The following is a 19493-nucleotide window of genomic DNA, read 5'->3' on the forward strand; positions in this document are numbered from 1 at the left end:
AAGTCGCGTGCAAGCCGAGAAAATCGGCTTAGTGCACCTGCGTGGCAGGGAAGGTTGTCTGTAAGCCGAGAAACTCGGCTTAGTGCACCTGCGCATCAGGAAAAATATAGCTAAGAGTTCGCTCTTGCTTCATTCGTTAGTTCATCTAGTTAATCATTTACTCATTTAAGGATTCCCGATCCCGGCGACGTTTTTCTTTGAATGCCCGGAACATCTCCAGTTCGCGCTTCAAATGCTCCGCTTCTTCCTCGTCCATTTCTTCAGGCGGGCCGCCTAAGTAGGCAATATACACGCCGGACTCAGGCTGAGCGCCTTTACCGGAAGCGGCGCCTTTTGATGCAGAAAAAGATTCATTCTGCAATGCCTTTGGATCGGGATTATCGGAGAGATCCAGCAAATAGTCAGCGTTCGTATGGAGCGCGTCTACTAGAGCAGCCAATGTCTCGTGTGGCGGGGCGCTGCGCCCTTGCTCGTAGTTGCTGATCGCGGCCTTTGTCAGGTTAACTTTGTGCGCAAGCTGCTCTTGCGTGAGCTTATGATGCTTTCTGCGTTCTGTTAACCGATCGGCTCTAAACACGATTATCTCTCCTTAAATGTTTTGCAGCGCAAAACGGGTTGAACTCTTGCGAATTTTATGTACAAGTATATTGTACCATAATTCTATGATTTTTCAACAGGAATACAAATATATTGTATTTTAATCTTGACATACAAGATTCTTGTACATAAACTAGAGAGAGTTAGTACAAGAATCATGTACAGGGGGCGGTTTTATGATCAGCGAACAAGCGGCACTGGCTTATTTGACAAAACCTACAACGGAGGAGAAAAAACAAGTGCAGCGCATGCTAAGGAAATATAGAGAGCTTAAATTGATTGTTGAAGATTACAAAGCTCATGCAGAATTACTCAAGCATACGATTTATGAAAGTGAAATTACCCGTCGGTTGGATCGTGATGAGCTTTATGCGAACAAGACGGTTAATGCGGTGCAGCTAGCGCAGAACCAAAGAAGGGCTGCCGAGGAATGCGATCTGATCCGGAGTGCGATTGAAAGAGCTGTCTCGATGATTCCTGACGAAGAGGCCAGGCAAGCAATCACACTACGGTATTTGAAAGGACACACCTATTCAGAAACTCTCTATTATATGAAACGGGGCGACAAGAGCTCCACCGTTGACCGCCGAATGAATGACGGAATATTGTCTGTGGCACACACCTTGAAGATGTGGGGACTTCTGAATTGGAATATGAATAGTGTTAATGAATGAGACGAGACGAGATGAGCGGAGCTGGATCGATATCTTTCGGATATCGATTTTTTATTTCCAACTTGCGCCGCTCAAATGAAGGGAAGTTGGGGGTAGATTGGGGAGCACTCGGGGCTGTTCCTGTGATAAGCTTTAATTGTCGAAAAAGACGAACATATGTTCTTTTATTTGAAAGCAATATCCCTGCCGCCTAGTAAAGGCAGTGTGGATAAAGCTCAGTGAGAACGGTTGTCATGCATCGACAGAAAGGAGGGCTTGCGCACCATGACCGTTACAGCAAATAGCGTCAGGGAAGATTTAATCGGTCTGTTGATTAATCATTTTCCGCATTTACATGTCGTGGGCGAATCCTCGCAGGGAACCGAAAACCCGAAATCCATGCTACTTGAGCTAAAAGCGATGTCTCAGACGGCGATGCTAAGCGGCTACAGCAGCCGGACGCATACATTCGGGATCACTTATCCAGTGCAAGCCGGCACGGAAATCGGTATCGCAGAGCTGCATGATTTGGCAGAGGACTTGTATGAGTTGCTGGAGCAAGTGGAGATTGATGGTACGCGATACCGTGTGTCTGATCTGTTGCATGAGGTACGGGATGGAAAGCTTCATTTTGCCATGCAAATGGTCATGCGAGTGAAGCGAGTGGAGCCGCAGGCGCCGAGAATGGGCGTTATTGAACAGAAGGCGGTGATGAAATGAACGGCGAATCCGAAGAAAGCGTGGAGCGAACGTTCACGAAAGACCAATTGCTGCGAGCCAGAAACTGGACCGCACGGGAAAAAAATTTGCTGGACGCATTGCTTGAGGGCGGGAAGACATATTCCATCCATCAAGTAAAGCAGCTGGCCCAAACATTTGCGAATAGGAGAGTGGAGTAGAATGACCGGAGGAAATTGGACAACAACAAATAAAGTAAGACCAGGTGTATATGTGAATTTCAATAGCGCACTGCAGCCGCTGGGAGCGGTTGGCGAGCGCGGCATCGTGACGATGCCTGTAACGCTTTCGTGGGGCGAGGCCAAGAGCATCGTAACGATCGAGGCAGGCGAGAACACAACGGAGAAGCTCGGCTACCCGTTGTCGGCACCGGAGCTGCTGCTGGTACGCGAAGCGCTGAAACGCGCCAAAACTTTGCTGCTGTACCGTGTGAACGAAGGTGTAAAGGCTTCTGCAACGCTGGGTGAGCTCATTGCGACGGCTCGTTATGGCGGCGAGAGAGGCAACGACATTACGGTAGTGGTTGAAGCCAACGCAGATAGCCCAGCATTGTTCGATGTCAGCACGCTCGTTGCGGGCGTAGAGAGAGATCGTCAGACGGTGGCTCATATTGCCGGCTTGAAGGCCAATGCATGGGTGGCATGGAATGCTTCTGGCAGCTTGACCGAAAGCGCGGGTATTCCGCTCACAGGCGGCTCGAACGGCAATGCCGTTAATCAGAATTATATCGACTACCTGGATGCAATTGAGACACAGCAATTCCACGCAATGGCGCTTCCTTCTACGGATGCGGAGCTGAAAGCTCTATTTGTATCCTTTATCAAAAATCTGCGTGATAATGAAGGCCGCAAGGTTGTGCTGGCGGTAGAAAACTACCCGGCAGCCAATTATGAAGGCATCATCAGCGTGAAAAACGGCGTTGTTCTGGCGGATGGCAAAACCGTTAATGCTTCCCAAGCGACAGCATGGGTCGCAGGCGCTTCCGCTGCTGCCGGAGCGAACGTGTCGCTCACTTATGCAGGTTACGACGGTGCGGTAGACGCTTCTCCGCGGTATACGCATACGCAAACCGTTGCAGCTTTGCAAAACGGAGAGTTTCTGTTCTCGCAGGATGGCACGCGTGCATTCGTCGAGCAGGATATCAATACGTTCACAGCTTTCACGCCGGATAAAGGCCGCTACTTCAGCAAAAACCGCGTCATTCGGGTACTGGATGCGATCAACAATGATATTTCTCGCGTGTTCAGCTCTTACTATATCGGCAAGGTAGCTAATAATGCCGACGGCCGCACGCTGCTTAAAAACGAGATCGTCAACTACATGACGAACCTGCAAAACATCGGAGCCATTCAAAACATGGATTCCGATGCGGATATTACCGTAGCCCCAATCGATGGTCAGTCGGATGGCGTTCTGGTTGGACTCTATATTCAGCCGGTTGACGCAGTTGAAAAAATCTATATTTCCGTGGAGGTAAAATAATATGTCATACATGAACGTACAAGATACGATTAGCGGCAAGCAGGCGAAAGCGACAGTCAGCATTGACGGTGTCATGGAGGAACTGTTTTATGCCAAGACGGGCGAAGCAACGATCGAAAAGACGAAGGCTGACGTGCCTATGCTGGGCAAGACAACTGTGGGCAAGAAGACCGTAGGCTGGACAGGTACTGGCACATTGACGCTTTATTACGTGACATCCAAATTCCGCGAGCTTACGAAGGAATACGTGAAGTCGGGCAGAGACTTCTACTTCGACCTTACCATCGTCAATGAAGACCCGGCCTCCAGAGCGGGCAAGCAGACCATCGTGCTGCGCCGCTGCAACCTGGACAGCATTCTGCTGATGAAGTTCGATGCTACCGCTGAGGATTCCCTGGAAGAAGAGCTCCCGTTCACATTTGAGGACTTCGACATTCCGGATAAGTTCAACTCGCTTCAATCCTAAGACTACTAACCTATTTGAGGAGGCTCATATTTTATGAGTACATTGCAAGATTTTCTTAACAGTCATCCCGTTGATAATTTGACCGAGGAGGTTGTCATCTCCGACCGATTCAAGGACAAGGAAGGCAAGCTGATGAGGTTTACAATCCGAGCGATGAGCGCGGACGACATGGCAGCGTATCAGAAGCGCGCAATGAAGATCAATCCTAAGAGCAAGGACCGCAAGGTCGAGATTGATTCTGGCGCGATTTCAAAAGCGATTGTGATCAACCATACGGTTGTGCCTAATTTCAAAGACGCTGCAAGCATTCAAAAGCTGGGCTGCTTTGATTCGGACGGTTACTTGCAAAAAGTGCTGCTGGCTGGCGAAATCGAAGAATTGTCGAAGGAGATTCAGCGAATCTCCGGCTACAATACGAACTTCGAGGAGCTTGTAGACGAAGCAAAAAACTAATCCGCGAGGGCGACAGCGACGCGAACTATGCGTACTACGCCCTCATGAAATTCCACATGACCCCTCGCGAATACATGAGCCAGACCCGTGAGGAGAAGGCCTTCATGATTGCCTGCATCCAGGAACGCATCGCAGCGGAGCGGAAGCAGAATGCGAGGAAGAAGTAATTATTTATATACAGGGACTGATTCTCTTAATCGAGAGCAGTCCCTTTGATCGTACCAGAAAGGTGGTGAATCGATGAGTACGACAAAAGCTTTGGTAAGGGGACAAAAGCAGATGCTTGGCGTTGTTCGGAGCATGATGGGCTCTATGAACCTCGCTGCTTTGGCCGTGGATAACATGCAGCGTTCAATGGTAATAGCAGAACGTAAGGCTGCTGAACGTATGCAAAGCAGCTTGGGAGCGATGGAGCGCGCGGTTACGGCAATGGTCACGCCGTTAGACGAAGCGGCTAAAGGCATCACAGCTTTGGCTGAGGCAATTGAGACGGCTGGCAAACGTATGTTAAGCGTCACTCAACCGACAGTTACGGCGGGGATATCTACAGCAATGCAGCTTCCGAGTGTTGTTCCCGCGGAGCCTCCAGCACAGGAAGCTAAAGCGGTATCGTTAGAGTCGGAACGAGCCAAGTTGGAAGAGAAAATCAAAAAAGAAGTTATTCCTAAGTTTGGGGAGTTTATTGAAATAATCGGCTCCAATATCCCGGATATCAATGCGATTACAGAGACTGAAAAGAAAACGACAGAAGTAAAGAAGAAGCAAGAAACCGAGCTGACTGCGAGTAAGCAAATGGAAGCCATGCTGAGCAGTCAGGCTGTCGTTTTCGAAGAAATGTCCACGAAGCTGTCTGGACTTGCAGTTCTGAATGCGTCAATTGCCACCAAATTGGGTGAGTGGTTGGACTCCATGCATAAAACGATCCAAACCGGTCTCAGCAAAGCTAATGATTCCCTAAGCGGCATACTGGCCAAGATATCGAGTATCGTTTCTTCAATTGCCCAGGTTTCTTCCGGGCGTGGCTCTGAAGTAATAGAGGCTCTTCCATCTGGAGGGTCTTCCAATCTATTGCCAGTACTTTACGAAGAACCAGAAAACAGCATAGTACTGGCGAATAGGGCTGCTAATAATCTGCAAACTACCAATGCTATGGCTGCAGGGAATATCATAGAGCATTCTCCAAGCAATACACTTGCTTTGCCGGCTCCGGCAGCAGAAGCAGCCGAGGCAGCTGCGGTACAAGCTAATCCAGAGGCTGAAAATCAAATTCCCAAAATTACGGAATCTGTTGCACTTCTAAGAGAAAATCTTACTGCGCTGATGACAGAAAATGCTGCTGTAACAGGCTTTATGGCGGATAATTGGTCGGTGGTTGGACCTATCTATGAAGGTGTGAACCAAGCAGTGAGTGTATATAACACACTCCAACAACTGAGCCAGGTATATACTGCACTAACGAATATTGCGATGGGTATCCATAAGACGATTACAGAAGGCGTGGGGAAAGCTTGGAGCGGCTTGAACACAGCGATGAAGGCCAATGTGATCTTCCTCATCATTTCATTAGTTGCAGGTTTGGTTATGATGTTAATCAACTTGTGGAAAACGAATGATACTGTAGCGTTGTTTATGTTGAAGGTATGGAATAAAATCTTGAACTTCTGGGATCAGCTTGTCATTTTCTTTTGGACGCTCGTAGATGCTTTATCCGAGCCATTTTTATTATGGGCCAAGACCATCGGCAAAATTTATGACGTAGTTATTAACGGGATAATTGATAAGATCAATGGTTTTTTGAGTGTTGTTAATCTATTGTTTGGAACGGACTATAAGATTACTTTCAGAGCAGATATGGAGAAGTTTGCTCAAGACTTAGTAGACAAGGCGCCAGATGAAAAGCAAAAAGCAATTGCACGCGCAGAGTTGAATAAGCAGCAGCGGATTGAGGAGGAAAACAACTTCCTTGCCGAACGTGCTGCTCAGCGTGCAGAACAAGAAATGGCTGCACAGGAGAAGGCTGTGACCCCATATGAAGATCCAGGCAAGCAATTCCAACAACAATCCACAGTGGCAGTTGGAGGCGGCCGATTGGACGAGGTCGGCAAAATCAACGATACCGTCGATATCAGCAGCGAAGATCTGAAGACGATGCGTGAGCTTGCAGAGATGAAGAATATTCAAAACTTCGTGACGCTGCAGCCGTCCGTCAATGTACAGACGGGCGATATTAAGAACGGCATGGACGTCAGCTCTATGGTTCAAGCGATCACAACGGTTCTGCAGGAAGAGATTTCCGTATCGGCTGAGGGGGTATATCGATGAGCTATCGGATGGAACTCAGCTTTAACAATGGCGCTGAGGTTTTGGATATTCAAGTGTTGCCTTCCTCTATCGAAATTTCAGATGGGGGCAATGGCAGCACTTATGATGTAGTGGGCTTAGGAGAAATTAATGTCATAAAGGCGCGCAAGCTATCCGAGTATGCGTTCAGCAGCTTTTTCCCATCGAAGCTATACCCGTTTATGCTGCCTTCTCACGATGAAGATGGCGATGAAGATGAGAAAACGAAGGGTCAAGCTCCAGTCGTTAAAGTCGTACCGCCAATGGAGCAAGTCCGCAAAATTTCCAGATGGATGGAGAGCAAACGCCCCATCCGTTTTATTTTCCAGGGCGGCTCCACTTCTTCAGATGTGGTCATTAACACTCCGGCCACGATCGAATCCTTCCAGTGGAAGGAAGTAGCCGGCGGTATTGGCGATATTGAATATTCCATTAAGCTGAAGCACTACCGGTTCTATGCGGCGAAAAAAGTCGTTGTACAGAATAATGCGGTAGTGCCGAAAGGGGACCAACGTCCGGATGATCGCGCCAAGGAGAAAACCTACACGCTAGTGGCGGGAGATACGCTTTGGAAAGTAGCAAAGACCAAGCTTGGCGATGGCAACCGCTGGAGCGAGATTCAGAAGCTGAATAACATTAGCGACGCCGAGACGAAGAGGCTGCAGGTTGGAAGGGTGCTGAAGCTGCCATGATCCGAGTGCTGATTGACAATAAGAACGGCAATGTATGGGACATTTCTGACATCGTAGGGGACCTCACATGGAAGACAAGCCGAATCGGCAAAGCGGGCAGCCTTGATTTTACGCTGATCAAAGGCGGGCTTTATGAGCTTCAGGCTTTCCAAATTCAGAACGGTGATATCATTCATGTCACCAAGGATGACAAGCCGGTGTTCTACGGCTATGTCTTCAGTACTGAGGGCGGCAGCGATGAAGCGGTCAAGGTAAAAGCGTATGATCAAATCCGTTATTTGCTGTCCTCGGACACGTTTGTATTCGAAAACAAGCGGGCTTCCGAAATTGTTCGTGAAGTCGCCAATAAGCTGAAGCTGAAGGTCGGGAATTTGGCGGAGACGCCTTATGTCATTCCCGAGATGGTGGAGGATGGCCAGAAGCTGCTGGATATTTGCGACAAAGCGTTAACACTTACGCTTATTCACAAAGGGCAAAACTTTGTTTTGTATGATGACTTTGGCTCGTTGACGCTTCGTAACATTGAGGATATGCTCGTTGATTTCTATCTTGGCGAGGGCAGCTTGCTGACGAATTACAGCTTGTCTACATCAATCGACCAAGAAACGTATAACCGCATTGTTCTCTATCAAGATAATAAGAAGACAGGGAAGCGGGAGCTCCATGTGAAGCAGGACAGCAACAATATTGCCAAATGGGGAACGCTTCAGCTTTATCAATCAGTCGACGAGAACAAAAATCAGACGCAAATTGAAGAGCTTCTTGATCAATTGACCACTTTGCACAACAGGGAGAGCAAGACGCTCAAGCTGAATGCGATCGGCGATATGCGCGTGCGCGCAGGCTGTTATGTGCGGGTATGGATTAAGGAATACGGCGTGAATCAGCCCTTTCTTGTGGATGAGTGTACGCATAAATTCGATAGCGCCTCCCATACGATGGCGCTGGATGTGAAGGTGATTGGATGAGTATGTTGGAGCTGATCAAAAAAGCCGGAGCAGGTGCCGTGGAAGCAAGCAACCCCGTTAATATCCTGTACGGCGAAATTGTATCCGTGCACCCGCTGAGCGTGCGAGTCGATCAACGATTCACGCTGCCGGCGGGTTTTTTGATCTTGACGGAAAGCTTGGCGCTGCGCGGATTGGAGCAGGGGGACCGTGTCCTCCTGCTTCGCATGCAAGGCGGTCAGCGTTATGTGGTGCTTGATCGGACGGTGAGCGCATGATTCCTCAAGGAGGCGTACTTAGCCAGGTGATCGAGGAAGGCGAACAGCCTTCCCGCACATGGAAGCTGGATGTGGAACGAGGTCGCATAACAGGAATGACGGACGGTATGGATGCCTTGCGGCAAGCTGTCTACAAAATCCTGCAGACCGACCGGTTCAGACATTTGATTTACAGTACAGATTACGGACATGAACTCAAGAGCTTATTCGGCAGAAATCCTTCCATAGCGGCGGCTGAAGCTAGAAGAATGCTTGAAGAAGCGCTGACGCAGGATGATCGCATTGAAGCGGTGAAAGGAGTCAGCGCAGGCATGGAAGGCGACCGGATGATGCTTTCGTTTACTGTAGTTTCACAATACGGGGCGTTTGATGCCGCGATGGAGGTGAGTTAGTTGGAACATGTGCAAACCATGGAAGTGATTTTAGAGCGTATGCTGGACAGGGTTCCGGGCAGCATCGATAAGCGGGTAGGCAGTGTTATTTATGACGCGCTTGCTCCAGCTGCTGCTGAACTGGCACAGCTTTATGCGGAGATGGAGCTCCAGTATCGGCTAGGTTTTGGCGTAACATCGAGCGGCGAATATTTGGAGCTTCGCACAGCCGACTTTGGCGTGAACAGGCAGCCGGCGACAACGGCACAGCGCAAAGGGCTGTTTTATGGTGGAAGCCAAGCTCCGCTGGATATCCCTATTGGAAGCCGATTTGGTGCTGAAGGGATTAGTTATGTGGCCCGCGAGCGTTTGTCTGCAGGCGTCTTCAGATTGGAATCCGAGACGCCTGGAGCGACAGGGAATCTGTATTATGGGCCATTGCTGCCGCTTGATTTCATTAACGGCTTGGTGAAGGCGGAGCTGTCGGATGTTATTGTGCATGGCGAGGATATTGAAACCGATGACTCGCTGCGGACAAGATATTTGCACCGGGTGCGCAACCCGTCAAGCGGCGGCAATGCAGCCGATTATCGAAGCTGGGCGCAGGAGGTTCCGGGTGTGGGCGGCGCAAGAGTGTATCCGTTATGGAATGGTCCAGGATCAGTCAAGGTCGTTATATTCGACAGCCAGATGAAGCCGGCAGCTCCGGTACTGGTTGATACAACGAAGGTCTACATCGATTCGGTACGGCCAATTGGCGCTGCAGTTACCGTCGTTTCAGCGGCAGCCAAGCCGATTTTGCTCAAAGCCAAGGTGAGACTGGCAGAGGGTTATGTCTTGCAGGAAGTGACAGAGTCGCTTACGTCGTCCGTTCAAGCTTATCTGAGAAGCGTTACAATTGATTCCGATTATGTAAGCATTGCTCAGATCGGAACTATTTTGCTTCGTACGTCAGGTGTCATCGACTATTCCAATCTGACGCTGAACGGAGCGGCAGCGAACGTCGAACTGGCTTCGGAAGAGCTTCCTGACCTGACCAGCGTACAGTTGGAGGTGTAGGTTATGACTTATCCAGAGGTAATCAATCATTACACAGATAAGCTGAATAAAAAGCCGGATGGCAGCTTTTATACGATCGAAGAAGAGATTGTGCTTACAGATGGACAATACGAGGGTCCGCTAGCCCATGACAATATTGCGAATAGCACGATTAGGGCGTATACAGGTCCGTTATTGACGGGAAAGGCTGTTACTGATTTTGTGGTATCCATTCCTGCGGATACTCCGTGGAAAAGGACGCTGCGAATCTATTCCGATTCGCCGAAGGTGTATGTGACGTACCAGACGCAAGGCGACCAAGTGGAAGCGGATGATATCAATTCGGTTCAAGCTGCTATTACAGCAACTCAGACTGAAGTGGAGCGCTACAAGCTTGCAAATGATGCGCTGACGGGTAATTTGAACAGCCGACTGAGCGCAGGGGAGATCTCCAAGGCGGATAAAACGTATGTGGATACACAGCTGCTGGCTAAAGCGGATAAGGCATCAACGTATACGAAAAGCGAGACGGATCAGCGCATTCAGAATGTAATTGGTGCTGCTCCGGAAGCGCTCGATACGCTGCAGGAGCTTGCGGATGCCTTGAACAATGATCCGAACTTTGCCGCAACAGTTACGACTCAGCTTGCTGGCAAGCTCGACAAAGCAGTTGGCAAGGGTCTCTCTGCGGAAGATTATACAACAGCAGAGAAGAGCAAGCTGGCGGGAATTGCTGCAAGTGCTAATAACTATACGCATCCATCGTCGCATCCCCCTTCCATCATCGCACAAGATGCAAATAACCGATTCGTAACGGATGCGGAGAAGAACGCCTGGAATGCCAAGGCGAGCACAAGCGAGGCGACAGCTTCGACGGCTGGCCTTATGTCATCCTCAGATAAAGCCAAGCTTAACGGCATTGCAGCAGGCGCTCAAGTGAACAGTGTGACGAGCGTAGCGGGCAGGACTGGCGCTGTCACCCTCTCGAAGGCGGATGTAGGACTGGGCAACGTCGAAAATTTTGGGCTAGCTACACAAGCACAAGCAGAAGCCGGTACGGTTGCCAATGTATACATGACGCCGCAGCGGACTGCTGAAGCGATTGCCATTCGACTTAGCGGTACCGGCAACGGAGACATGCTGAAGTCTCTGTACGACAGCAATGATGACGGTAAAGTGAATGCGGCAGATGCAGCAGACACAGTTCCATGGGCTGGAGTAACAGGAAAGCCAGCCACATTCCCACCGGCCGCACATCAGCATAACGCAGCGGATATCACAGCAGGTACGTTCGCCGCGGCACGCTTGCCTGCGGCATCTGTCAGTGCGGCTGGGATCGTTCAGTTGTCGTCTGCTGTCAACAGTACCAGTACTACAATGGCGGCAACGGCTAGCGCGGTAAAAACCGCCTATGATTTAGCCGCGAGTAAGCTCTCAAAGGGTGTCACATGGGGTCAATTGCGGGGTGATGCTTAATGGTATACGGAGAATCGCAGCAAGGGATTCGACTCTATGGCAGTTCAGTGAGTGCCACTGAACTGCCAGATAGCGAGAAAGTACAACTTATCGAGTACCTGCCTCATTATTGGAGCCAAATCCGAGATATGGTGGAGCTCCAAGCTACACTTTCGGAAGAGGTCGGACAATCTTGGGCTGACCATAACGATGCATTGAGACAGTGGTTTGTATCGACGGTAACATGGGGGCTGGACGACTGGGAGAAGGAGCTGGGTTTGTCCACGGACATCTCAATGACGCCAGAGTGGCGTCGCGAGATTATCATTGCCAAGCTGCGCGGGCATGGCACGCTGACGAAGCAGAAGCTGATCAATATTGCCTCCGCATTTTCCGGTGGAGAAGTCGATGTAAAGGAATATCCGCCAGAAAATCGTTTTGTCGTACAATTTATCGGCGTACTTGGCGTACCGGCCAATATGGCGGGTTTTGTACAGACGCTGGAGGCGATTAAGCCTGCGCATCTTTCAGTATCGTTTATCTACACATTTACAACTTGGGATATGGTGTCTGGCCTGAATTGGCAGCAAGCGGGCACACGAACCTGGAATCAATTAAGAACCTACGGAGGTGAGTAATCGATGCAATTAACACCGAATTTGAAATTGAAGAAGCCGGAAGGAACAGACAACGTCAACATCGATGACTTTAATGGAAATGCGGATCTTCTCGATGCCGCGATTACAGGAAAAGTCGATAAAGTCACAGGAAAGGGCTTGTCTACGGAGGATTATACGTCAGCGGAAAAGTCCAAGCTTGCAGGTATTGCTGCGGGAGCGAACAACTACGTTCATCCTGCTTCGCATCCGGCTACCATGATTACGCAGGACGCAAACAACCGGTTTGTAACGGATGCGGAGAAGACGGCGTGGAATGCGAAAGCCGGAACAACTGCGGCTACAGGCTCGGCTGCAGGGCTGATGTCAGCGGCGGACAAGAGCAAGCTCGACGGCGTTGCAGCAGGCGCTAACAATTATACGCATCCAGCGACGCACGCTCCGTCTGTAATTGCTCAGGACGCGAACAATCGTTTTGTAACAGATGCAGAGAAGGCGACTTGGAACGCCAAAGCCAACACGACAGCGGCTACCACAACGACAGCCGGTCTCATGTCCGGGGCGGATAAGGCCAAGCTGGATGGCGTTGCTGCGGGAGCGAACAACTACGTTCATCCCGCCTCGCATCCGCCGTCCATCATCGCCCAAGATGCAAGCAATCGATTCGTTACAGACGCTGAGAAGTCGACTTGGAACGCTAAGGCAAGCACGGCTGCTGCGACTGCATCCGCTGCCGGTCTCATGTCCACGACGGACAAAAGCAAGCTCGACGGTATAGCGGCGGGCGCGCAAGTAAACGCTGTAACGAGCGTTGCAGGCAGAACTGGAGCAGTCACTCTAGCCAAAGCAGACGTAGGACTTGGCTCCGTGGAGAACTATGGAGTGGCAACACAAGCACAGGCAGAGGCGGGAGCGGTTGCCAACGTGTATATGACGCCTCTGAGGACGATGCAGGCGATTGATTCTCGGACTAGATATGCAGCTTCAGCCGGGACCGCTACAGCACTAACCCTCACGTTGACACCAGCTCCTGCATCTTTGTATACAGGACTGGAGATCAGCCTTAAATTGCATGTAAATACTGGCACTAATCCAACACTCAATGTTAATGGGCTGGGAGCTAAAGCTTTGTTCGATGCAGATGGAGCGAGATTTAGCGGAGAATCTGGCAAGATCTACTCGTTTATTTATGATGGCACAAATTTTATCTTACGTAGCGGAGGAGGTGGTGCAAAATTAAACGTCTACACAGGATTAACAGCGCCAGTAAAGAAAGAAGGCATATGGATCAAATCCAGTGTTCCTATTACTTCTATCAGAAATGATTTGGAGTTATGGTTTGAAGGGGAATGGAATAATCCTGCTTTGCTTGATTTCCCTCCTGTTCCAACACCATACATCATTAGACACACCTCTGCAACTTTAGGTAATAATATATATACTGTCGGAGGCAGTAGTGGTAATTATTGTTTCAATACGTTGACAAATACTTGGACTACGTTTACTTCAATGCCAATGAGCAGAAGTCAACTTAGTTTTACTACTATTGGATCCAAAATATATGCGATCGGTGGTATTAATGGGGGCGTACCACGAGACGTTAACCACTGTTATGATACTACTAATGATTCTTGGACTACCTTAGCTCCGATGCCTGTAGCAAAGCAACAGCATAGTGCAGTGGCTGTAGGATCAAAAATATATGTTATGGGTGGCTATAATAGCAGTAACAGTAGTAGTGGTTCACATAACTTATGCTATGATTCAAGTACAAATACTTGGACTACTTTGGCTCCATTGCCATCAGGGAGATATGACCACACTGCAGTTGCTATTGGAACAAAAATATATGTTATGGGTGGTACTAATGGTAATGGTACTTATGCTACAAATTTTTGCTATGACATAATTTCGAATTCATGGACCACATTGACAACAATGCCGCAAATTAGACAAAACCATACAGCCGTTTCTATTGGAACCAAAGTTTATGTCATGGGAGGATCTAATGCTTATAACGGTACCGGTGCAAATTTTGTAAATACGACTTATTGCTATGACTCCGTTTCAAATTCATGGAGTACTCTTGCTCCATTATCTGCAACAAGGATACATCATAGCACAGCAGTTGTTAATAATCGAATATATATAATTGGTGGTTATGTTAATGGGTCAACTAGCAGTAATGTAGTAGCTTACTCACTTACATCGAAAAGTTATCCTTCAGGTACAGTGGTGATCTATCGTACACAGGAGCAATTTGGTGTATACGGAACAGAGCTGGTATCTCCTAACAAGGCCCTATTAGGCGTCAACAATAGAATGCTAGTGAACTTTGATGATGTATATTTTCATAATGGAACAACATTACTACAAAATGCAGAAACATATACTGGCACAGGAAGCGCTTGGCAAAAAATAAAAGGTTATTGAGTATTTTTTATATATCTGTATTAGTAAAGAGTAATGAAATCATAGGCATAATGAGGCTCCGATTAATCGGAGTCTATTTTTATTGAAACAGAGGTGAGCCGGTGGAGAAACTTGCACCCATTCTATTTGCTTTAATAGGGGCTATCTCTGCAATTAGCGGCATTCTATTGGGGTGGGCTGGTCGAGTCCGCTTAAATAAGCAAGACCTCAAAGAGGGTGTTCACCGAGATGCGCGGATGAATGCAGATATGGAATACATTAAACGCGGCGTAGATGAGGTTCGGTTGGAACAACGGGCCCAAGGAAAGCGATACGACGAGCTTTCTGAACGTGTAACCCGGGTAGAGGAATCTGCCAAGTCTGCACATCAGCGTATTGATCGTATAGACAAAGGGGATAAGCGTTGATCTCATATATTTTTCTCGGTGGGGATAGCGGCATGCTTTATCCCTTCAGATGGAGGCATTATAAATGACACGAATTGAAAAACCTGAGCTCATCATCGACCCTGGCCACGGGGGCAACGACCCGGGGGCGAGCGGGAATGGGATTGTGGAGAAGGCGATGAATCTGGATATCTCGCTGTATCAGTTCAAGCGCTTCAAGGAGCTTGGCGTTAAAGTCGCGCTGACCCGCGATTCCGATATCACATTAGCGTCCTCGGTTCGGGCGGAGTTAGTCAAGAACAGCGGGGCCAAATATTGCATCAGCAACCACATCAATGCGGCGCCATCGAGCGCCGCTGCCGGTGCGGAGACAATCTATAGCGTCTATTCGGATGGGAAACTGGCCAATGCATTGCTTAATGTCCTTAAGGATGCAGGCCAGCCATCCCGCAGGTCGTTCTCCCGGTCCAATGATTCGGGCGGGGATTATTACTTTATGCATCGTTTGACCGGAGCTGTGGCGACGGTCATCGTCGAATATGGTTTTTGTACAAATCCAACCGATGCCGACAGGCTTAGACAGCATTGGATGAAGTATGCGGAGGCTGTTGTTGCAGGATATTGCCGGTTTGTGGGACATCCGTATAGTCCGCCCAAGACAACCCCAGACAAGCCAGCGCCAACTCCGCCGAGCGAGTCGGCTCAGCCGGAGGGCTTCACTGATGTCCAAGGCCACTGGGCTGAATCCTCGATTCGCATAGCAATCCTGGCTGGGCTGCTGAATGGCGTATCGCCTGAACGCTTTGCGCCAGATGAGCCTCTGACCCGGGCACAGGCAGCGGTGCTGTTGGATCGGCTAGGTTTGCTGGAGAAAGGAGGTAACACGTATGATTAACGATTTTATCCAATATGTGACCGAAGAAGCACTGGTCCTGATGCCGGTGCTTTTTATTATGGGCCTGCTCCTTAAGAATACGCCTAGGGTTCCCAACTGGACAATCCCGTGGGCACTTCTTGCTATCGGCATGGCTGGTGGCATTGTTATCGTAGGTTCTCCCGTCCAAGGCATTATTCAAGGCGTATTGGTAACAGGAGCCACGGTGTTAACTCATCAGCTGGTCAAGCAAACGACTGATAAGTAAGGGAAGTTAGTTCTGCAACGGATACATCCAAATGTTCGAAGTTCGACTATGTGCACTCCAAATTTCATACCGACTATGCTTGAGACATTCTGGATCTTATTGATGTTATTGTTAATCTAGTAGGGCGCCAACAATGGTGGGACCAAAGAATAAACAGTTGATGATGCTTAGCATTGAACAGGAAATCGTAAGTTAGGTTTGGTTATAGATTGGTTGAAATTTGTCTAAGGGTAGGTTAGAGGAAGGGAGCATATCTTAGCCAACCTCGTATTCATCATTATGATGTTCCTTCCGGCGCTTCTAATCCCGCAGCTTCTCATTGTGGACATTCGCAATAGGTTTTTTCTTAAGCTTTCCCGGAAGCGGGAATATCCCGTTACTTAGGATTTACCGTTACTGCACGCAGACGAATTAGTGAGTATCGAACCATAAACAACTACAACCCCGCGAGACAGTCCTTCAAATCACCACACAACCAAGAGCCCTCCAGGAAGAAGGGCGGATAGGTTGCCTTAGGCTTGCTCTTTCTTCAAGAGCCAAGTCGGCGGCTAACCATATACCGTCCCTCCCCCCCAGAGGGCTCTTTTTCATGCGCAAAAATCACACTCAACGTCATGATAGCTAACGCCTCTTTTTGACAAAAATGTTCACTAATGATTAACACAGGTAGCGAAAAAGGATAAAAGAACGAGCATTTGTGTAAAAAAGAACCATTGTTATCGTTTTCTTACTTTCAAATCCGATTTTACAGATGAATTCCGTTGGGATAGGGTATTAGAACAAACAAAAAAACAGTTATTGGTTACAAGGGAAAACACTTCTTGATATAGGCTGAACTTGGCTCGAGCTGGCAATTGCCCGGTCTTACCTTCCTAATGACATAAAGTCCCGTAACCAGGAAGGAGTGAATGTCGATGTATTATGTGCTTTATTTAACGACGGCCAGCTTTCTTTTGTTTCAAGTGCTGTACACGGTAGTCCCTCTCCTGTATAGCAAGGTGAAGAAGCTCGATCCCGCATTGGATGAAAAATCTCTGTCTGTCCTAGTGCCGGCTTACAACGAAGAGAGGACAATCCAGAATTGCCTGGACGCGATGGACGGCCTCAACTACCGCAATCACGAGATCATTATCGTGAACGACGGCTCCAAGGACCGCACCTTCGAGCGGTTGCAGGAACTGCTTGATTTGCGCATCAATTACCGCAAGCCGAATCAACGACTGAAGTATAAGCGGGTCAGGGGTTTTTACCAGTCTGCACTTTACCCGCATATTTACGTAATTGATAAGCTGAATGGCGGCAAAGCCGATTCCCTGAATGCAGGAATCGACTATGCGGATGGCGATATTGTCATTACGCTGGACGCCGACAGCATGCTGGAGGCTAATTCGCTTAAGTATGTGAATCAATACTTTCACGATCCATCGATTGTCGCGCTAGGCGGCACGGTCAAAATCGTGCAAGGGGCAAAGCGCAAAGATGGCGAAATCCACGAGAGCTTTACCGGCAAGGGCATCGTGCGCAGTCAAATGATCAGTTACATCCATAGCTTCTACGTTCGGAAACTGACTCAATCCTATTTCAACTCCATTGTGGTGATTTCCGGTGCGTTTGGCGCTTTCTACAGGGAGCTCATGTATGAAGTGAACGGCTTCCGCAGCACAGTCGGCGAGGATATCGACATCACGCTGAAGATTCACGAGTATATCAAAGCGAATAAGCTGAAACAGCGGCTGGTTTATGCGCCAGAAGCGGTATGCTTCACCGAATGCCCGGAGGATATGAAGAACTTCTACAAGCAGCGCATTCGCTGGCAAAAGGCGTTCGTAGACTGTATTCTCATTTATTGGTCGAAGCTCTCACGGAGCTTTAAGCCGGGCATCAGTGTCTTTTTTGCCATCGACGGGTTCATTCTGGGGACGTTGACGGTGTTTACAACGGTGTTTCATCTGATCGATGCGGCGTTCTCCGGCAGCAATCTGTTCATCGCTTTCCTGCTGTTTATTATTACGATTATCATTAATGCCGTGCAGCTCGGCATATCTTTCCTGCTTTGCAGGAAGTACGGCGGCCATTTCACACTATGGGAGTATGTCAAAATGCTGGCTTTCAGCCAGTATGACCTCATTTCATACAGACTGGTGCTGATGTATATTAACGTCATTGGCACATTCAAATATTTCGATAACGACAACGGCTGGGGCTTTGTCGAGCGCAAGGGCGTCGCATCAATCGGACGCAATACGTCGGCAAGCGCCAGATAACAGATACCGGACGGAGGCAGACCATGAGCAGCGTAAGCATCGCCAAAACGGCGGGAAAACGTATTATTTATATCGATTTATTGCGCATTATTTCTATCGTAGCCGTCATCGTATTGCACATCTCGGCTTCGCTGCTAACCCGCACGAATGATTTTTCGACGACCTCCTGGTGGGTGAGCAATGTATTCAACTCCATCTGCCGATTCGCGGTGCCTGTGTTCTTTATGATAAGCGGCGCGATGATTCTGCGCTCGGAAGTGAAATCCTTAAAGGATTTTTATTTGAAAAGGGTGTGGCCGCTCGTCGTAGCCCTGCTTTCCTGGTCGCTTATTTACGGGTTGTTCTACCAGTACTATTTACTGAAGAGCGACAAGAATGCGCTGGAGTTCATTGTGGACTTCGGATACAAGCTGCTCACCGACCAGAACTACGTGCATCTCTGGTTTCTCTATGCGATTATCGCAGTCTATATGACTGTGCCGCTGATCTCCAAGTTTGTGAAGGCGTGCAGCGAAAAGGATTTGCGCTATTACTTGCTTCTGTGGTTCGTAGTGAGCATCCTATACCGGCTCGTCTCGGATATTGTGTACCGCGCTACGGATCAGTATCTCTATATTCCCAGCATGAATATTCCGTTGTTCATGGGCTATCTCGGCTACTTTATATTAGGATACTATCTGTTCCACTTCGAGCTGCCGACCATATGGAAGCATGTCCTGTACAACCTGGGCATTTTATCGTTTGTCTTGACGCCTGTCCTGACGTATGGGGTATCCAAGCTGAATGGCACGCTGGATGAAATGTTCTACGGCAACTATTCCATCACAAGTTTCCTGATGGCGGTAGGTCTCTTCCTCTTCTTCAAGGAGAAGGATGCAGCGATCTCGCGAAGGACCAACGACAAGGTGCGGAGGGTCATTAGCTCTGTCTCGGCAGCAAGCTTCAGCATCTATCTCGTCCATCTGCTAGTAGAGACGATGGTTGCGCGCAGCGTGGGGGTAGAGGCATCGTTTATCGAGACGGCGGGAAGTCTGATCTTTAATCTGTCAGCAGTTTTCGCAGTCAGTTACATCGCGGTGAAGGTATTGAATCTGAATCGGTATGTGACGGCGATATTATTCGGCGGGAGAGGGTGACGAAT

The 19493-nt window shown here is 48.8% G+C and carries 21 protein-coding genes; 20 read left to right on the forward strand and 1 reads right to left on the reverse strand.

Translation table 11 applies throughout. The annotated features are described in order from the left end of the window. Positions 1-157: 157 nt before the first annotated feature. A complete protein-coding gene (locus AC0YNW_RS08245; RefSeq protein ID WP_475831528.1) occupies positions 158-577 on the reverse strand; it encodes a helix-turn-helix domain-containing protein in 420 nt (139 codons plus the stop codon). Positions 578-773: 196 nt separating this feature from the next. On the opposite strand from AC0YNW_RS08245, the gene AC0YNW_RS08250 reads away from it, so the two are divergent. The 20 genes from AC0YNW_RS08250 to AC0YNW_RS08345 all read left to right on the forward strand — a co-directional run bounded on the left by AC0YNW_RS08250 (position 774) and on the right by AC0YNW_RS08345 (position 19488). After that, positions 774-1271: a hypothetical protein gene (locus AC0YNW_RS08250; RefSeq protein ID WP_475831529.1), complete on the forward strand. Its 498-nt coding sequence runs from the start codon at positions 774-776 to the stop codon at positions 1269-1271. A gap of 264 nt (positions 1272-1535) precedes the next feature. Further along, positions 1536-1970, forward strand: a complete 435-nt coding sequence (locus AC0YNW_RS08255) for a phage tail terminator family protein (RefSeq protein WP_475831530.1) — start codon at positions 1536-1538, stop codon at positions 1968-1970. Further along, the gene (locus AC0YNW_RS08260) at positions 1967-2149 is read left to right on the forward strand and encodes a hypothetical protein (RefSeq protein ID WP_475831531.1); all 183 of its coding nucleotides are present in this window, start codon (positions 1967-1969) and stop codon (positions 2147-2149) included. The genes AC0YNW_RS08255 and AC0YNW_RS08260 overlap by 4 nt, the downstream gene beginning before the upstream one ends. A gap of 1 nt (position 2150) precedes the next feature. Continuing rightward, positions 2151-3470, forward strand: a complete 1320-nt coding sequence (locus AC0YNW_RS08265) for a phage tail sheath family protein (protein ID WP_475831532.1) — start codon at positions 2151-2153, stop codon at positions 3468-3470. Position 3471: 1 nt separating this feature from the next. Then, positions 3472-3936 (forward strand): phage tail tube protein, encoded by a 465-nt coding sequence (locus AC0YNW_RS08270; protein ID WP_475831533.1) that lies wholly within the window; start codon positions 3472-3474, stop codon positions 3934-3936. Between the two features lie 33 nt (positions 3937-3969). After that, the gene (locus tag AC0YNW_RS08275) at positions 3970-4389 is read left to right on the forward strand and encodes a phage tail assembly chaperone (protein WP_475831534.1); all 420 of its coding nucleotides are present in this window, start codon (positions 3970-3972) and stop codon (positions 4387-4389) included. Between the two features lie 240 nt (positions 4390-4629). Then, the gene (locus AC0YNW_RS08280) at positions 4630-6711 is read left to right on the forward strand and encodes a hypothetical protein (protein WP_475831535.1); all 2082 of its coding nucleotides are present in this window, start codon (positions 4630-4632) and stop codon (positions 6709-6711) included. Continuing rightward, the gene (locus AC0YNW_RS08285) at positions 6708-7421 is read left to right on the forward strand and encodes a LysM peptidoglycan-binding domain-containing protein (RefSeq protein WP_475831536.1); all 714 of its coding nucleotides are present in this window, start codon (positions 6708-6710) and stop codon (positions 7419-7421) included. The genes AC0YNW_RS08280 and AC0YNW_RS08285 overlap by 4 nt, the downstream gene beginning before the upstream one ends. Further along, positions 7418-8389, forward strand: a complete 972-nt coding sequence (locus AC0YNW_RS08290) for an XkdQ/YqbQ family protein (protein ID WP_475831537.1) — start codon at positions 7418-7420, stop codon at positions 8387-8389. Before AC0YNW_RS08285 ends, AC0YNW_RS08290 begins: the two co-directional genes overlap by 4 nt. Further along, entirely contained in the window at positions 8386-8646 is a 261-nt protein-coding gene (locus tag AC0YNW_RS08295; protein ID WP_119802759.1) for a DUF2577 domain-containing protein, read from the forward strand. Before AC0YNW_RS08290 ends, AC0YNW_RS08295 begins: the two co-directional genes overlap by 4 nt. Then, complete coding sequence (locus AC0YNW_RS08300) at positions 8643-9038, forward strand: DUF2634 domain-containing protein (protein WP_475831538.1); 396 nt, start codon at positions 8643-8645, stop codon at positions 9036-9038. The genes AC0YNW_RS08295 and AC0YNW_RS08300 overlap by 4 nt, the downstream gene beginning before the upstream one ends. Before the next feature lie 9 nt (positions 9039-9047). After that, on the forward strand, positions 9048-10076 hold the full coding sequence (locus tag AC0YNW_RS08305) for a baseplate J/gp47 family protein (protein ID WP_475832185.1): 1029 nt from the start codon (positions 9048-9050) through the stop codon (positions 10074-10076). 3 nt (positions 10077-10079) lie between these two features. After that, positions 10080-11531, forward strand: coding sequence for a tail fiber protein (locus AC0YNW_RS08310; RefSeq protein WP_475831539.1), 1452 nt, complete (start codon positions 10080-10082; stop codon positions 11529-11531). Beyond that, positions 11531-12148: a putative phage tail protein gene (locus tag AC0YNW_RS08315; RefSeq protein ID WP_475831540.1), complete on the forward strand. Its 618-nt coding sequence runs from the start codon at positions 11531-11533 to the stop codon at positions 12146-12148. The genes AC0YNW_RS08310 and AC0YNW_RS08315 overlap by 1 nt, the downstream gene beginning before the upstream one ends. 3 nt (positions 12149-12151) lie before the next feature. Next, positions 12152-14560 (forward strand): Kelch repeat-containing protein, encoded by a 2409-nt coding sequence (locus tag AC0YNW_RS08320; RefSeq protein ID WP_475831541.1) that lies wholly within the window; start codon positions 12152-12154, stop codon positions 14558-14560. Positions 14561-14808: 248 nt separating this feature from the next. Beyond that, positions 14809-14967, forward strand: coding sequence for a hypothetical protein (locus AC0YNW_RS08325; protein WP_475831542.1), 159 nt, complete (start codon positions 14809-14811; stop codon positions 14965-14967). Positions 14968-15031: 64 nt separating this feature from the next. Continuing rightward, positions 15032-15841 carry an N-acetylmuramoyl-L-alanine amidase gene (locus AC0YNW_RS08330; RefSeq protein ID WP_475831543.1) on the forward strand — a complete coding sequence of 270 codons (810 nt, stop codon included), beginning with the start codon at positions 15032-15034 and terminating at the stop codon, positions 15839-15841. Next, positions 15834-16088, forward strand: coding sequence for a phage holin family protein (locus tag AC0YNW_RS08335; RefSeq protein ID WP_475831544.1), 255 nt, complete (start codon positions 15834-15836; stop codon positions 16086-16088). Before AC0YNW_RS08330 ends, AC0YNW_RS08335 begins: the two co-directional genes overlap by 8 nt. Positions 16089-17002: 914 nt before the next feature. Continuing rightward, entirely contained in the window at positions 17003-18352 is a 1350-nt protein-coding gene (locus AC0YNW_RS08340; RefSeq protein WP_387478435.1) for a glycosyltransferase family 2 protein, read from the forward strand. Between the two features lie 23 nt (positions 18353-18375). After that, the gene (locus AC0YNW_RS08345; RefSeq protein WP_475831545.1) at positions 18376-19488 is read left to right on the forward strand and encodes an acyltransferase; all 1113 of its coding nucleotides are present in this window, start codon (positions 18376-18378) and stop codon (positions 19486-19488) included. The last annotated feature ends 5 nt before the right edge of the window (positions 19489-19493 follow it).

The sequence above is a fragment of the Paenibacillus sp. J31R120 genome (assembly GCF_056269225.1).